Origin of the sequence: Phocaeicola sp. RTP21198st1_B8_RTP21198_201120 (assembly GCF_040929485.1) — a bacterium.
GTDB lineage: Bacteria > Bacteroidota > Bacteroidia > Bacteroidales > Bacteroidaceae > Phocaeicola > Phocaeicola dorei.
Map to the genome: position 1 here is coordinate 1 of NZ_JBCOCI010000002.1, position 17,108 is coordinate 17,108.

The following is a 17,108-nucleotide window of genomic DNA, read 5'->3' on the forward strand; positions in this document are numbered from 1 at the left end:
CCTGTCAAAACAAAGGGGCTTAAAATTGCAGCACAATTGCAGAAAGGAGCTTCGGGAGGGGTGATTGAATGGAAAGTAAACTGAATGAACATATAAACCTTTTAAATAAAACTGTATGATGAAAACACATGAGAACCGGGCCTTGTTCAGCAGGGCTTTGCTGAAGGCTACCACCTGTCTTTTCCTTACTGCGGGTGCAGGAGTCAGTAGTGTATGGGCAGCACCGGAAGAGAATGCCCAAGCAACCTCGATAGTACAACAAAGTAGCACTGTCAATGGTAAGATTACAGACGCAAATGGAGAACCCATCATTGGTGCCAGTGTTGTGATAAAAGGTACTACTAATGGAACTATAACCGACTTCGACGGTAACTTTATGCTGGAAGTTCCTGCTAAAGCTACTTTAGTTGTATCCTATGTGGGATATAAAACGCTAGAGGTTCCTGTAAACGGAAAAAAAACACTTAACATCAATTTGAAGGAAGACACAGAAATGCTTGATGAAGTAGTAGTGGTAGGTTATGGTACTCAAAAGAAAGCCACACTAACCGGTTCTGTTTCACAGGTAGGTGGTGAAGAACTGAAGAAAGTGGCTGCAACAAATCTTACTAATACACTTGCCGGAAAAACAGCAGGTGTCATTGCTAATACACGTTCGGGCGAACCGGGTGAAGATAACGCTGACATTCTTATCCGTGGTAAAGGGACTCTAGGAAGTACCTCCCCTCTTATTGTCGTTGACGGTATTGCCGACCGGTCATTCAGCCGTCTTAACCCCGAAGATATTGAATCTATCTCTGTCTTGAAAGATGCTTCAGCAGCTATCTATGGTGCACGCGCCGCTAATGGAGTAATCCTGGTTACAACCAAACGCGGTACAGAAGGGAAAGTCAAAATCAACTATAGTGGTAATGTATCTTTTTCCCAGCCAACCCGTATCCCTGAAATGTTGGATTCTTACCAATATGCCACTTATGTAAATGAATACGATGCCGGACATGGTGAAGCTGCCACTTATTCTGCCGAAGCATTAGGTATGATTCAAAGTGGCGAGGATCAAATTCGCTATCCTAATACAGACTGGTGGAGTGAAGTAGCTAAAGACTGGGCTACCAAAACTCAACACAGCTTGGCTATCAGCGGAGGTAATGACAAAATATCTTTCTATACTTCGGCACAATATATGTATCAAGATGCTATTTACAAGAAAGGTGTACAAGACTACAACCAATATCAGTTTACTACCAACCTTGACGCAAAAATTACGAAAGCAATAAAATTCAGCATGGATATTTTAGGCCGGCAGGAAGTCAGGAATCGTGGTGTATATTCTACAGAAGACCTGTTTGGCTATTTTCTTACCACTAATCCGATGGCAGCTCCTTATTATCCTAATGGCTTGTTACGTGTAGGCTATGATGGAGTAACCAACAATGCCGCTGTAAAAGTAACGGATATACCGGGTACTAATAAAACGACATACAGTACTCTTAACCTAAAGCCAAGACTCCGTGTAGACTTAGACGTCATTACCAAAGGATTATATGTAGAAGGTTATGCCGCACTAGACTTTCATTTTAATGATGGAAAACAGATAAACAATCCTTATGATGTTTACCAATATGACGCAGCAACAGATTCCTATATCAACAGACGTGATGCCACAGGTTCCATCAGTGTTAACCAATGGTTCAACAAAGATAAAACCATTACCTTGAATGCCCGTTTAGGATATAGTCACGATTTTAAAGGTGGACATCATGTAGATGCTTTTATAGCTTACGAACAAAGTAAATACGATTATACTGGTATTTCTGCCTATCGTACAAATTATTTATCAACAACTATTCCTGAAATCTTCGCCGGAAGCGATGTAGCTAAAGACAAGGATAATAGTGGAAGTTCGAATGTAACAGCTCGTCAAAACTATTTCGGTCGTATCAATTATGCCTACAAAGACAAATATCTGACAGAATTTACAATGCGCTATGATGGTTCTATGAATTTTGCTCCGGGACATCGTTGGGGAGTTTTCCCGGCGTTTTCTTTAGGTTGGGTGATGTCAGAAGAAGAATTCTTCCAACCCTTGAAAAATGTAGTAAGTTTCTTCAAGGTAAAAGGTTCATGGGGTATGATGGGTAATGACAATGTAACTGCTTATCAGTATATGTCACAATACAAATTCATTGATTTAAACAATACCAGCTCCATGTGCTTCGGTGATGAAGTAGTAAAAGCAATTTATGAATCACGTACAGCCAACCCTTTAATTACTTGGGAAAAAGCAAAGACTTGGAATCTAGGGTTTTCTTCACAATTCCTTGATGGTAAATTCGGACTGGATTTTGATTATTTCCAATCACGCCGTAATGACATTTTGATTACCCGTAATGCTTCTATCCCTACCTATTCGGGATTAGTTCTTCCAGCCGAAAATTTGGGTAAAGTAAAAAATCACGGTCTAGAACTCATTGCAACCTATCGTGACCATTCCGGTGATTTTTCATGGGGAATAACAGGAAATTTCACTTATGCCAATAACAAAGTAGTATACGAAGATGAAGCTGCTTCCACTCCGGAATGGCAACGTCGTACCGGTCATCCTATTGATGGAATGGTACTATATAAAGCATTAGGAATCTATCAAACACAAGAACAGGTAGATAACACACCTCACATTGCAGGTGCCAAACCCGGTGACTTAATTTATCAAGATACCAATGGAGATGGAAATATTACCTGGGATGATGCTATACGTTTAGATAAATCGGCCACACCTAAAATAATCTTCGGTCTGACCCTGAACGGAGCATGGAAAGGTTGGGATCTGAATGTATTTTTCCAAGGACAAGCCGATGCAGAGCAATTGGTTCAACCGACCATGAATATGGCAACCGATTTCTATGAAGGACGCTGGATAGAAACAAATACAGCAGAACAAAATGCTGCTGCCAAATGGCCGCGTGCATTCATCAAGCAGACATATGGTGACGCATGGAATGGTGTAGCCTCTACATGGTGGTTACGTGACGCTTCCTTCGTTCGTCTGAAATCTATAGAATTAGGATACACACTACCCAAAATGTGGACTAAAAGCATAGGTATTGAGAATGCACGTATTTATGTTAATGGTAACAATCTTTTTACCATTGATGGTATGAAAATATGTGATCCAGAGGCCGGTATGTTCAAAAACACAGATGGTTATGTGGTGGAATCCGGTGGAGTCAGAGGTTATCCTCTCCAACGCATGATTACAGTCGGAGCTAATGTTACATTCTAATGACCTATAAAACTAAAATACAAAATGAAAAAACATATATTACTTTGTGCAGCACTTGCACTTTCAAGTTTCGGACTTCCTTCTTGTTCAGATATTTTAGATCAAAAACCACTAGACTCATACACAGATACAGCTGTTTGGGGTGACTTGAGCCTGGCAGAAAGTTTCTTAAACTACTGTTATTTACGAGTGGAAGCAGAAAATACAAACGGCGTAATGTTCTGTAATTATACAGATGAAACCTATCATATGCACGACTATGGAACAAGTACCTATACACAAGGCCGTGCTTCATGTGACAACTATAATACCGGGTGGACTGAAGGAAAAGGAAATACGTGGTCACATTATTATGGCGGCATTAAATTATGCAACCAATTATTGGAAGACATCATGGATACGCCTGCCAATACCGATAGTGAAAAAGAATGGAAAAATCAGATAATCGGCCAGGGCTACTTTTTACGCGCCTACTACTATCATATGCTATATAGTGTCTATGGACGTATTCCATTGATTGACCATACTTATGACTTGGATTCTGAATTCAAAGAGGAACGTGCAGATATGGATGATGTAGCTGATTTTATTGTTGCTGATTGTGATAAAGCTGCTGAATTACTTCCCACAGTCTATAAAGATGCAAGTGATTTTGGGCGTGCAACCAAAGGGGCGGCCCTTGCTTTAAAAGGCCGAGTATTGCTTTATAAAGCAAGTCCCTTATTCGGTACTCCCTCTAGAGAAAAATGGCAGGCGGCAGCAGATGCAAACAAAGCAGTCATCGATATGAATATCTATTCTTTAAAACAAGTTTCGAATAGTGATGAATATGCAGATCTGTTCTTCGATTCCAAAAATCCGGAAGTAATTTTCGAAAAACTTTATGATGAAAAAGGAATTGCAGGAAGTAGTGCCAGCCTAGTTATGCAAGCTCCTGCCGGACCTGGTAACGGATATGAAGGCTGGAGTACGTGGCAACCCACTTACGAAATAGTAGAACTCTTCCAGAATGCTGATGGTACACCTTATAAACCGGCAGAAACCAAACCATTCACGATTTTACAAACCACAATTGACCCCGACTCTGGAGAAGCCACACAAAAAGAAGTCACTATACAGGCATCAGATGTAAACCCATGGGAAGGTAGAGAAATCCGTCTGAAAGCAAATATTCTCTATGATGGTATGCTGTGGGGATACGGAGATTCAAACCGTGAAATCGAATTATTTGAAGCCGGAGCAAAAGGGGTCATTCCGGGTAAAGATTCACGTACAGGAGAAACTTGGTGGAACGGTACAAAAACTGGATATAATATGCGAAAGTTCTTATCTTCTCATATTAATTTTTATGACGATACGGTAGTAGATACTACCCCATGGTTCTTCATCAGACTGGCAGAAGTCTATTTGAACTATGCTGAATGTCAGATAGAGCTAGGTAACAATGCCGAGGCTCTAAAATACATCAACCTTATCAGAAACCGTGCGTTATTACCGGATGCCACAGGCAAAGACATACGGACTGAATATGAATATGAACGCACTGTAGAATTGATGTTCGAAGGACAACGATTCTTTGACTTACGCCGCTGGAAGAAAATGGAAGAAACATATTCCAAAGAACATTGGCCTACCGGATTAAAAATTTATAAATTGCAGAATGGAACCAAAATATATTATCATAACCCAGAAGCCGTACAGCAACGTAATTTCGATGCCTCAAAAAATTATTGGTGGCCTATCCCACGTTACGAGTTAAACAAATCAACGTTACTAGATGCCGCACCGTATGAATAAAAAATAGTATTTCTTGATTATTATATATTACAGGAACGGAAAATAAAAACCGTTCCTGTTTTCAAAAAAAGTAATTATATATGAATAAACATACCTTCTTTTTATTTCTGGCAATAATAATCACTTCCTGTTCCAACGCACAAAGAAACAGCGATATCCCTCTACCCTCCGGCAAGTCCATCTATATCCCCAAGGAGCTTCAAGGCATGGATTTACAGAATCCGGCAAGTCAGTGGAGTTATCACCGTATGGCATACACCGAGAACTTCGTCATCTTCTGGGAGAAGGGCTTCGGCAATGACCTCAGCAACCCACCACAGCTGGAGGGGCATTCCATGAAGGTGGATCTGCCCGGTCTGAAGGAGAAGCTGGAAAACTTCTACGCTTATTTCTACCACACGCTGCAGTTTGCCAGGCAAGGTTCGAAATGTGATAAATACCGCATGATGGTCATGATAAACTATTCCCTGGAAGGCACTGCCTACGGAGGGGATTACGACGGGCAGATCGGTGCGCTCTGGATCACCCCCAACCGGGTACAAGATGAGAAATTGAATTGTATCGCGCATGAACTGGGGCATAGCTTCCAGTCACAAATCACCTGCGACGGTCAAGGAGAAGCTTGGGGTGGTTGCGGCTTTTTCGAGATGACTTCACAATGGATGCTCTGGCAAGTAAATCCTGACTGGATGACCGATGAGAAATATCATTGGGATGCGTTCAAAACCCTTACACACAAAGCTTATCTGCATTTGGATAATATTTATCATTCACCATATGTGCTTGAATACTGGGGAATCCGGTACGGTCTGCCTTTCATAGCCGAACTGTACCGCCAGGGAAAACGTGGGGAGGACCCTGTCATTACCTACAAACGGCTGAACAGTCTTGGACAGAAAGAGTTCTGTGACGAGATGTTCGACGCCTGTCGCCATTTTGTCAACTGGGATTTTAAGCGGGTATGGAAAGAGACACGCCCGTACGCAAACCAATACACTTGCAAAATGAATCCATCTGAAGAGGGATGGTACCGGGTTGCACCCGAAAACTGTCCTGAGAATTATGGTTTCAACGCAGTTCCCCTCTCCGTTCCCCAGCCGGGAAGTGCCGTGGAAGTGGAGTTCCTTGGGGAGGCAGGTAGGGAGGGTTACAATTCCGTCCACCCGGAGAAAGCCGGCTGGAGATACGGTTTTGTCGCTGTCACTCGGGAAGGAAAATCCGTTTACGGAGAAATGGGAAACAACACGGAAGGAGTGGTGAAGTATATTGCTCCCAAGGATGTACCGTTGGCCCACTTGTGGTTGGTTGTCATGGGGGCTCCGACGGAACACTGGATGAATCCCATATCCGGGGAAAAAGATGCACAATGGCCTTATAAAATAAAAATAACCGGCAGTTTCCTACTCACCTCGGCAAATTGAAAGATTCATCTGGAATCCTCACTTTTTCTTCGAATTTTCTCTTTTCTTTCTCAGAAAAGTAGTAATCTTGCATAAGATTTAGAAATAAGAAGAAAATACTATGAAAAGACTAGTCCTATTGCTATTGAACTTACTGATGCCGATGATTCTGTTTGCTGCGTCCAATGACCTCTGTTTCCGTCATTTTTCTGTAGAAGACGGACTATCATCCAATTCGGTACGTGCTTTAATGCAAGATAAATACGGTTTTCTATGGATAGGAACGGATGAAGGACTGAACCGCTATGACGGTACTACTGTAAAACTCTATAGACTGAAAGATAGGGGAGCTAATGAAGCTATTTCATCTTTATACAGCACCCTCAACAAGATATGGATAGGTACAGACGAAGGCATATATATCTATGATTACGAAACAGAAGATATAATGCCTTTTGTACTGGCCACCTCCAAAAATATCCATATTGAAACAAATACGAACCATATTGTCGAAGATAAAGACAAAAACCTATGGTTCACTACGGTAGGACAAGGAATATTCAAATACAACACCATCACCAACCACTTGGAGCAATACGAATTTAAAAACGCAAATGGTTTAATGGCAAGTGTGCTGGTGGATAGTGAAAACCAAATATGGGCCATTACCAATTGGGGAAACTCAGGTCTTTTCAAACTGAATAAAGCAGAAAATAAATTCGAGACTTTTCCGCTCTCCTATGAAAGCGGAAAGCATGACTCAAACGCATTGGTCATGTTGGAAGACTCGGAACATACACTGTGGTTAGGAACCTGGGAGTGTGGTTTGCAAAAAATCGATAAATACAGCGGAAAGGCCACTACTTATCTGCATCCGACAGACGGAAAAGGTGCCACCCATATTCATTCTATCATGGAATATGCCCCTCACCAGCTACTCATAGGCTCGGATGACGGGCTTCTGTTATTCAATACCATTACAGAGGAATATCAATTGTTTACAGAAGATGAAACAAACCCACATTCATTGTCCAACCGTTTTGTTTATCCTATTATAAAAGATCATGAAGGTGGAATATGGATCGGAACTTACTATGGAGGAGTAAATTATATCTCACCCAATACTGGACAATTCGAAAGTTTTGTCCACTCACGTTTCTCCAATTCTGTTAACGGAACAGTCATCGGACGGTTCTGCGAAGACTCTAACGGAGATGTATGGATCGCTTCGGATGACGGAGGGTTAAACCGCTTTTCTCCCAAAAATAGAAAATTTTCCCATTATTTGCCCTTGGAGGGAAAAAACAGTCTGTCCTATCACAATGTACATGCACTTTGTATGGACGGTGATAATTTATGGATCGGTACTTATACTGGAGGGGTAAACGTATTAAATCTGCAAACGGGAACTTTTAAAACATATTCTGCCTATCAGGATAATCCCGCCTCACTGGACGGAACCAGTTCTTATGCCATATTCAAAGACAGAAAAGAGAGAATATGGGTCACCTCCATGTCCGGAGTAAATCTATATAACCGGGAAAAAGATAATTTCACCCGAATTAAATACTTGGACGCACTGACCATTGACATTGACCAGGATACCAAAGGAAATCCCTGGTTCTCCACCCAAGGCAAGGGATTATTTAAATACCATCCAGAAAAACAGATATGGAAGAACTATATACATGACCATAAAAATCCGAACTCACTGGCAAACAACCAAGTGAACTGTGTACTGATTGACACAAACGGAGAGATGTGGGTGGGAACCATGAACGGGCTCTGCAAATACAATGCGGAAGAAGATGCATTCGAAACTTTACCTCTTGAAATTCCCAGTCACAATATATGCAGCATCATCGAAGACCAACGCATATTGTGGCTCACCACCACCAAAGGGCTAGTGCGCTACACCCCTGGAGAAGGTTGCCGAGTATTTACTAAAAGCGACGGACTGCAAAGTGAACAATTCCTACCTAATGCTGCCTTAAAAGCATCGGATGGAAAAATTTATATCGGCTCGGTAAACGGATTCAATGCTTTCTACCCCCATCAGATTAAGACAAATGTGATGCTTCCTCCAGTAATCATTACAGAACTGGAAATAGATAATAAGGAAATCCAAACTGGAAACAAACTGCTTCCAAAATCTCTCAACCAGTTGGAAGAACTGGAGCTATCCTATAAAGAAAATGCATTCAGCTTGCTTTATGCCTCTTTAAGCTATTGCACCCCCAATAAAAACAAATACGCCTATAAACTGGAAGGATTTGACAAAGACTGGAACTATGTAGGCTCCCAGAATAAGGCCACTTACACCAATTTGCCCGCAGGAACCTATCTTTTCAAAGTAAAGGCGACCAATAATGACGGAATATGGAATGAAAAAGGAACCAGTCTGAAAATCACCATCCACCCTCCTTTCTATTGGTCCACCGCTTCCAAACTGCTCTATTTTATATTGGTTTGCATAGCTTTCGGATTCGTCATCCGCTTCATCATCAAACGGACAGAGAAGAAACATACGGCTGAAATAAACAAACTGAACGCCAACAAGGAAAAAGAAGTACACGAAGCCAAAATCAAGTTCTTCACCATGATAGCCCACGAAATACGCACACCGGTATCCCTTATCATAGGACCTTTGGAGAAAATAATGAAATCCCCCGTGTCCCTGCCGTCTACAGTACGCGACGATCTAAATATTATTGACCGTAACAGCCAGCGTCTGCTGTTCCTGGTAAACCAATTGCTGGATTTCCGGAAGGTGGAACAGGAAGGAATGAAAATGAAGTTTGCTTCCCAAAATATCCACCAACTGCTCAAAGCGGTTTGTGAACGTTTCGAACCTTTCATCGCCCAACATGGAGCACGGCTTACTGTGGAATATCCTGAAGCAGATTTCACAGCTATAGTAGACAGTGAAGCGGTAACCAAACTAGTCAGCAACCTGTTAACCAATGCCAGTAAATACACAAAAGATGAAGTTACTCTTACCTGTATCGTACAGCCGGAACAACATACTTTTATAATCCGAGTGACAGATAACGGCATAGGGATCAGCAAAGAAGAACAAAAGAAGATATTCCATCCGTTCTATCAGGCTATGGATAACAAGCCGGGAACAGGTATCGGCCTCAGCATTGTCAAAAGTATTGTAGAATCACACAATGGCTGCATTGAAGTGGAATCCGAAGTGAACAAAGGGTCATCTTTTATCGTAACACTGCCTGTAGAACAAGCACAAGTCCTGCCACAGGATACGGGCACATCACTATTGAACAACCCAGCCATTCCCGAAGAAATCTTGCAAGAGGACCTCTCCGGTTCTCCTATCAAACATAAACCAACCATGCTGATTGTGGATGATAATGAGGAAATGTTGAATTTCCTTTCGAGTAGTCTGGCTGATAAATACAGCATACTTACCGCAGAAGACGGTATAGAAGCATTAAATAAACTCAAAGAAAACGAAGTGACACTCATTGTAAGCGACTGGATGATGCCACGCATGGACGGAGTGGAATTCTGCAAAGCGATAAGGACTAACCAAACTACCAGTCATATACCCTTCATCCTGCTAACGGCCAAGACAGATACCAACTCCAAGATAGAAGGTATGGATTGTGGTGCAGATGCCTACATAGAGAAACCTTTCTCCATGCAATACTTGGAAGCATGTATCAAGAATCTGGTAGACTTGCGTAATCTGCTGCGTCAGAAATTCTCGAAGATGCCGCTGGTTCCGCTGAACAGCATTGCCAATAATTCTATGGACGACAAGTTCCTTACCCGCATGAATGAAATCATAGAAGAGAATTTCTCCAATCCGGAATTATCCGTAGATTTCCTGGCCGAAAAGTTGTGTATCAGCCGTTCGGGTCTGTTTGCCAAAATTAAAACATTGGCCAATATCACCCCTAATGAACTGATTCAAGTGGTACGTTTGAAAAAAGCAGCGATCTTGCTAGCAGAAAACAAATACCGCATTAATGAAATCTGTTATATGGTAGGATTCAATAATCCGTCTTATTTCTCCAAGTGTTTCCAGAAACAGTTCGGCATGAAACCGGGGGAATTTGTAAACGGGAAAAGAGAAGAATAAAAACTAATCAAAAATCATTCCCTAAAAATAAAAAATCCGGTTTCCCCTTTTCAGAGAAACCGGATTCATGATGAACGAGTGATTTTATTTCAATCAATAATTATTCTTCTTCACTTCGAAATAAGCTTGCGGATGCAGACATGCAGGACATACTTCAGGAGCTTCCGTACCTACATAAATGTAACCGCAGTTACGGCACTGCCATACAGTTTCTTCCGCTTTCTTGAATACTGTGCCTTCTTCCACATTCTTCAATAAAGCCAGATATCTTTCCTCATGCCCCTTTTCAGCTTCAGCGATTCTGCGATACATAGTAGCGATAGCAGGAAAACCTTCCTGATCGGCCACATCAGCAAAGTGAGGGTAATCAGTAGTCCATTCTTCATTTTCACCGGCAGCCGCAGCTTTTAAATTCTCCATAGTGGTACCAATGATACCTGCAGGATAGCTGGCAGTGATTTCTACCATACCACCTTCCAACCATTTAAACATACGTTTCGCATGTTCCTTTTCCTGATCAGCTGTTTCAGTAAAAATAGCAGCAATCTGTTCATAACCTTCTTTCTTTGCTGTACTTGCAAAGTAAGTATAACGCATTCTAGCCTGTGACTCACCTGCAAATGAAGTCAGCAAATTTTTTTCTGTCTGTGTACCTTTTACGCTCTTAGCCATAATAATTAGTTTTATTAGTTAGTTATTATTCAATCATCTTTTGGTAATACAAAGATATATCTTTTATTCCAAAATTGTATTCATTACAATTATATTTTTATATTTAATTAAACGTTCACTTTATATAAAATAAACAAGAACACCTATATTTGTGTTCACAACAACATTAACATTTTTCATTATGAAAAGCATCATCAAATTATTCACTTTTCCCCTCCTTACTATAATAGGATTTAATTCGTGTGCGTCCATACCGTTAAAGGTCGGAGAATCTGAAAACAACTCCACTTACACTGTCAGCTATCTGTTTGAACATGACGGTTGCAAGGTATATCGTTTTTACGATAAAGGAAATTACGTTTACTTTACTACGAGAGGAGATGTAACCAGTATCACAAATGATTCTACCGCCCAACGCACCATTACTATCAACAAAACACCCTATGAATAACAAAAATACGAATTTAAATAGAATAATACCTTAATTTATACATTAATTTTATCTACTTTTGCAACTCGTTTAAAATCATAGCATAAAGTAGTTGACAAATGAAAGCATTTGAATTCAAGCCGAAGCTCTTCACTACCCTACAGAATTATTCAAAAGAGAGCTTCATGGCCGACCTTATGGCCGGAATTATCGTAGGTATTGTTGCACTTCCACTAGCTATCGCATTTGGTATCGCTTCGGGAGTTTCTCCAGAAAAAGGCATCATCACTGCTATTGTAGCAGGATTTATCATCTCTTTATTAGGAGGAAGCAAAGTACAAATAGGCGGACCTACCGGAGCATTTATCGTAATTATCTATGGTATCATCCAAGAATACGGCATCAGCGGATTAACAGTAGCAACTCTTATGGCAGGAGTACTCCTTATTTTATTAGGTGTATTCAAGCTGGGAGCTGTTATCAAATTTATTCCTTATCCCATTATTGTAGGATTTACCAGTGGTATTGCCGTCACCATTTTTACGACACAGATTGCCGATATCTTCGGACTGAACTTCGGAGGAGAAAAAGTACCGGGAGACTTTATAGGCAAATGGATGATTTATTTCCGTCATTTTGATACTGTTAATTGGTGGAACGCCATTGTCAGCATAGTCAGTGTCCTGATCATCGCACTGACTCCCCGATTCTCAAAAAAGATCCCAGGCTCGCTGATTGCCATCATTGTAGTGACTATTGCCGTATACCTGATGAAGACATATGGCGGAATCACTTGTATCGACACCATTGGCGACCGTTTTACCATTCAGTCACAGTTGCCGGATGCAGTAGTACCCAAATTAGATTGGGAAGCTATCAAGAATTTATTTCCGGTTGCCATCACCATTGCTGTACTGGGAGCCATAGAATCTCTGTTGTCTGCTGCCGTAGCCGATGGTGTCATTGGTGACCGCCACGATTCAAACACGGAACTGATAGCCCAGGGCGCAGCCAATATTATCGCTCCGCTGTTTGGCGGTATTCCTGCTACAGGAGCCATCGCACGTACCATGACCAATATCAACAACGGTGGAAAATCACCTGTTGCAGGTATCATTCATGCAGTCATTCTGTTGCTGATTCTCTTGTTCCTGATGCCTCTGGCACAATATATCCCGATGGCCTGTCTGGCAGGTGTATTGGTGATTGTTTCTTATAACATGAGCGGCTGGCGTACTTTCAAGGCGTTGCTGAAGAATCCGAAATCAGACGTCACCGTACTACTGATCACTTTCTTCCTGACTGTTATCTTTGATTTAACCGTAGCTATTGAAGTAGGTTTGCTCATTGCCTGTGTATTGTTCATGAAACGTGTCATGGAAACAACAGAAATATCGGTTATCAAAAATGAAATCGACCCCAATAATGAATCCGATCTGGAAGTGCACGAAGAACATCTCATGGTTCCCAAAGGTGTGGAAGTATATGAAATCAATGGTCCCTACTTCTTTGGTATCGCTACCAAGTTTGAGGAAATCATGTCCGAACTGGGCGACCGTCCCAAAGTACGGATTGTACGTATGCGTAAAGTACCATTCATTGACTCTACCGGTATTCACAACCTGACTAATCTATGTGAAATGTCTAAAAAAGAAAATATTCAGATTGTGCTTTCGGGAGTGAATGAAAAAGTGCATCAAATTCTTGAAAAATCAGGATTTAATGAATTACTGGGAAAAGAAAATATCTGTCCTAATATTAATGTAGCACTGGAAAAGGCAAAGGGCATTATAGAAAAATAAAACGGACTACTCTATTAAAAGAATTTATCTATGGAAAAGAGGATACTCCCGATAGCTGGAATATCCTCTTTCTCATCTAAATACTTCAGGTTGGTACTACTCCACCAAAGAGTGGCATGAATAGAATGCCAATATCCGTTCTTTCAGTAAATAGGTATATTTAGTCTGTGATTGTTGGGACAACGCATCTGCTAATTTCATTTTTATCTCATTATACTCATATACAGCCGACTTTCCAGCCATATACTTCTCTAACGCATACCGATGCGCCTCCCGATTGGCAGCTACCGCTTTGGTAGTAGATTCGTATTTCTCAAAAGCTGCCAACGCATCCATATATGCTTTCTCAATATCCTTATAGAGACTTCTCTTTTCATTTTCCAATGACAAGCGGGCATTATTCTCTTCCAAACGCGCTGTTTTTACCTGATTCCTCGTAGAGAAGCGGTCAAAAAGAGGGATGCTTAATGTGAAATAAATGCTTTTCTGCATATTGTTTTTAAACTGCTGATAAAAAGACGGATTCATTGCACGACGAGAATAATAGTAACCGGTATTGATTCCGGCACCCAAAAAAAGCTGTGGGTAATATCCCGACTTGACAACTTTTGTACTTTTCACTTTACTCTGCAAAGAATAATGAGCTTGCTTTATCTGAGGCATACAGCTTAATGCCGAGGCGTAAATCCCCTCAGGAGTGACAGACTCCATAGAAACTATACTTTCATCCAAAGAATCTACATCAAAATACTCCTCACCCTTCAACTCCATCAATTGCATCAAGTCAAGAAAAGAAAGCCGCAGCGAGTTCCTAGCTTCAGTAGCCACCAGCTCATCATCAGCCAATTGAGCTTTCACATCATATAATTGAGACTGCGGAACTTTTCCATTCTCTATCAAAATCCGTGTTCTGATTTCTTGTTCTTTTGTCAACCGGATTTGTTCTTGAGCGATACGATAGATTTCTTTATTCAACAGTATCTGAAAATAATAGTTGGTTACATTGAGTGACAAGTTGTTTTCTATCAATTCCTTATTTGCCTCAGCCGCCAATATATCGAATTTATTCCGGGTAATGGATGCACTTGTTTTGAATCCGGTAAAAAGAGGCATTTCGGCACTGGCAGAGAATGAAGAATTTTGTATGTTGCTATCTTCATACGTATTATCCTGATTCAAGGCCCTGCCAAAAGAAAAACGTTGTGAAGCTCCTACATTCAAGTCGGGCAGAAAACTGCTCTTCAGCGTATTTCTCTCTACTTTCAAACTTTTAATCCGGTTTTGACTCTGCTTCACCTCTATATTGTGCAGTATGGCATAATCTATACATTCTTTGAGACTCCACTTCTTATTTTGTGCTTGTATATTCGCTATAAATACGATGGCTGCAACAGCTACAACTATTAACTTTTTCATACTGTTCATTCTTTAACCTACTTCATCAAACTGTTCCTTCCATAAACGATGATACATCCCATTCGAATTGAACAATTCTTCATGAGTACCTGCCTCGACTACTTGCCCCTTATCAATCACCACAATCTTATCTGCATTTTTCACTGTACTCAACCGATGAGCAATCACGATAATCGTTTTCCCCTTCCGTGCCAATGCATCTAATGTCTGCTTTACATAGCGTTCGGAAATAGAATCAAGCGAAGACGTTGCCTCATCGAAAATAAGTATCTCCGGTTCCTTATACAAAGCACGCGCTATGGCAAGCCGCTGCCGCTCGCCACCCGACAAGGATGCACCATGTTCACCGATATAAGTCCGGTAGTCCTTAGGCAAACCATCTATAAAGTCCTTCAAACCAAGTTGTTCCGTCAAATCTACAATTTTCTTCATGTCCGGATGCAAGTCACCTACCGCTATATTCTCTGCAATGCTGCCGGCAAATAATTCAATCTGTTGAGGTACTGTTCCCACCCGGCGACGAAGGCTGCGATTGTCTATTTGCGCAATATCATAATCGCCTATGCGAATGCGACCCTCCTGTATAGGATAAATATGCTGTAACAACGAAATCAAAGTCGTCTTGCCCGACCCGCTTTCTCCCACTATGGCAGTAGTCTTCCCCTTTTCTATCTTCAAGCCCAATTCCTTGAACACATCCTTGCGCGAACCATAGCGAAACGAAACATTCTCAAACGTAATATCGCCTACCATATCCGGTTCTAATATTATCTTTTGATTATTATCCTGTTCGCGTTCCAAGTCCATAATCTGGAATAAGCGGTCGGCGGCAATCAGTGCATCCTGGATAGTCTGATTGGAAGAAATCAGCGAGCCGATAGGAGAAATTACATAACCAACCAAGGAATAAAACACCATCAGAGCTCCGGGTGTCAACTCCTGATCGACCACCAAAATACTTCCTAACCAAAGAACGGCAATCGTAATGCCGGTGGATACAAACTGAATACCGCCTTGCGCCATAATAGATCCATAAATACTGCGATACGTATTCTTTAATAAATGTACAAAACGAGTTTCCGTCTTCAAATTAGCATATTCTTCTATACCGAATCGTTTGATAGTAGAAATGGAATTAAGAGATTCCACCAATTGCGCTTCCAAATCAGCGCTACTTTCCATAATACCGCGCTGATATTTCCGATTCAATTTATTGAATCCCCAGAAAATAAGCAGGAATAAGGGGGCAGACACTAATGTAATCAATGCCAGCTCCCAGGAATAAACGAACATAAGGCACACAGAGAAGACAAGAATCATGATATTAACCACCAGATCCAACGAAACATTATTGATAAAATTACGGATTTTCACCGCATCATTGACGCGTGAAATAATTTCACCTACGCGCATCGTATCAAAGAATTGCTGAGGTAAAGTCAGCAGATGCTTATAATATCCTAAAATCAATGCCGCATCAATCCGTTGTCCGGTCTTTAAAGCCAGAATACTTTTCATTGCTCCGATAAAAGTCCGCAATAGCAGGATGACCAGCATGATCACTCCCATGAGATTGAGTAAATTGATATTTTTATCTACCAATACATAATCTGTAATTTTACCTACATAGATGGAAGTGGATAATCCCAAAATGCTATAAATAAGCGCACCAAACACGGCTTGTAGCATCACGCTTTTGTGAGGAGCCAGCAGAGAAAAGAACTTCTTTGTCATACCGGTTTTCATGTTTCCGGTCTTGAAAGTTTCTTCCGGTTCCAATAACACCAGTACACCGGTCCACATTTTCTCAAATTCCTGATTGGTCACGCGATGCATCCGCCCGTCACCCGGATCCATATACTCTATGTATTCTTTCTTTTTCTCCACCTTATATATCACTACAAAATGCTGAAGCTGCTCGTGCACGATGACATGGGCAATAACAGGTTTAGGAACAATGTACAATGCCTCAAACTTAGCCCGCACTCCTTTAGCTGACAAGCCCAGCTTATTAGCAGCCTCTATCAACCCCAAAATATTCGTTCCTTTTTGATCGGTAAACGCATATTGGCGGATACGTGCAATGGGAAATTGCAAACCATAATAGGCACATACGGAAGCCAGACAAGCCGCTCCGCAATCTGTAATATCAAACTGTTTTATTTTAATACCTTTCTTGCTCATCATTGAATATTTATAA

The 17,108-nt window shown here is 41.1% G+C and carries 9 protein-coding genes; 6 read left to right on the top strand and 3 right to left on the bottom strand.

The genetic code is table 11. From position 1 onward, the window contains the following. Positions 1–118: 118 nt before the first annotated feature. The 4 genes from AB5935_RS01520 to AB5935_RS01535 all read left to right on the top strand — a co-directional run bounded on the left by AB5935_RS01520 (position 119) and on the right by AB5935_RS01535 (position 10,588). Positions 119–3,283 carry a SusC/RagA family TonB-linked outer membrane protein gene (locus AB5935_RS01520; RefSeq protein ID WP_007847942.1) on the top strand — a complete coding sequence of 1,055 codons (3,165 nt, stop codon included), beginning with the start codon at positions 119–121 and terminating at the stop codon, positions 3,281–3,283. 24 nt (positions 3,284–3,307) lie between these two features. Next, entirely contained in the window at positions 3,308–5,080 is a 1,773-nt protein-coding gene (locus AB5935_RS01525) for a RagB/SusD family nutrient uptake outer membrane protein (protein WP_007834161.1), read from the top strand. A gap of 80 nt (positions 5,081–5,160) precedes the next feature. After that, positions 5,161–6,501 (top strand): DUF6055 domain-containing protein, encoded by a 1,341-nt coding sequence (locus AB5935_RS01530; RefSeq protein ID WP_007834162.1) that lies wholly within the window; start codon positions 5,161–5,163, stop codon positions 6,499–6,501. A 100-nt stretch (positions 6,502–6,601) separates the two neighbouring features. Then, entirely contained in the window at positions 6,602–10,588 is a 3,987-nt protein-coding gene (locus tag AB5935_RS01535) for a two-component regulator propeller domain-containing protein (protein WP_368327316.1), read from the top strand. A gap of 93 nt (positions 10,589–10,681) precedes the next feature. Here the strand turns inward: AB5935_RS01535 and rbr are convergent, their stop codons facing one another. Beyond that, a complete protein-coding gene (rbr, locus tag AB5935_RS01540) occupies positions 10,682–11,260 on the bottom strand; it encodes a rubrerythrin (protein ID WP_005844074.1) in 579 nt (192 codons plus the stop codon). Between the two features lie 181 nt (positions 11,261–11,441). On the opposite strand from rbr, the gene AB5935_RS01545 reads away from it, so the two are divergent. Beyond that, positions 11,442–11,711, top strand: coding sequence for a DUF4884 domain-containing protein (locus AB5935_RS01545; RefSeq protein ID WP_007841627.1), 270 nt, complete (start codon positions 11,442–11,444; stop codon positions 11,709–11,711). Positions 11,712–11,809: 98 nt separating this feature from the next. Next, on the top strand, positions 11,810–13,492 hold the full coding sequence (locus AB5935_RS01550; protein ID WP_007841628.1) for a SulP family inorganic anion transporter: 1,683 nt from the start codon (positions 11,810–11,812) through the stop codon (positions 13,490–13,492). A gap of 96 nt (positions 13,493–13,588) precedes the next feature. On the opposite strand, the gene AB5935_RS01555 is transcribed toward AB5935_RS01550, so the two are convergent. Both AB5935_RS01555 and AB5935_RS01560 read right to left on the bottom strand, forming a co-directional pair. Continuing rightward, complete coding sequence (locus AB5935_RS01555; protein WP_038612128.1) at positions 13,589–14,908, bottom strand: TolC family protein; 1,320 nt, start codon at positions 14,906–14,908, stop codon at positions 13,589–13,591. Positions 14,909–14,920: 12 nt separating this feature from the next. Further along, positions 14,921–17,095 (bottom strand): peptidase domain-containing ABC transporter, encoded by a 2,175-nt coding sequence (locus tag AB5935_RS01560; protein ID WP_038612131.1) that lies wholly within the window; start codon positions 17,093–17,095, stop codon positions 14,921–14,923. Positions 17,096–17,108: the final 13 nt, after the last annotated feature.

Excerpts from the sequence above, each read along its gene's own strand:
- AB5935_RS01535 (WP_368327316.1), top strand. The coding sequence starts at position 6,602 with ATGAAAAGACTAGTCCTATTGCTATTGAACTTACTGATGCCGATGATT.
- AB5935_RS01530 (WP_007834162.1), top strand. The coding sequence starts at position 5,161 with ATGAATAAACATACCTTCTTTTTATTTCTGGCAATAATAATCACTTCC.
- AB5935_RS01550 (WP_007841628.1), top strand. The coding sequence starts at position 11,810 with ATGAAAGCATTTGAATTCAAGCCGAAGCTCTTCACTACCCTACAGAAT.
- rbr (WP_005844074.1), bottom strand. The coding sequence starts at position 11,260 with ATGGCTAAGAGCGTAAAAGGTACACAGACAGAAAAAAATTTGCTGACT.
- AB5935_RS01520 (WP_007847942.1), top strand. The coding sequence starts at position 119 with ATGAAAACACATGAGAACCGGGCCTTGTTCAGCAGGGCTTTGCTGAAG.
- AB5935_RS01525 (WP_007834161.1), top strand. The coding sequence starts at position 3,308 with ATGAAAAAACATATATTACTTTGTGCAGCACTTGCACTTTCAAGTTTC.
- AB5935_RS01545 (WP_007841627.1), top strand. The coding sequence starts at position 11,442 with ATGAAAAGCATCATCAAATTATTCACTTTTCCCCTCCTTACTATAATA.
- AB5935_RS01555 (WP_038612128.1), bottom strand. The coding sequence starts at position 14,908 with ATGAAAAAGTTAATAGTTGTAGCTGTTGCAGCCATCGTATTTATAGCG.
- AB5935_RS01560 (WP_038612131.1), bottom strand. The coding sequence starts at position 17,095 with ATGATGAGCAAGAAAGGTATTAAAATAAAACAGTTTGATATTACAGAT.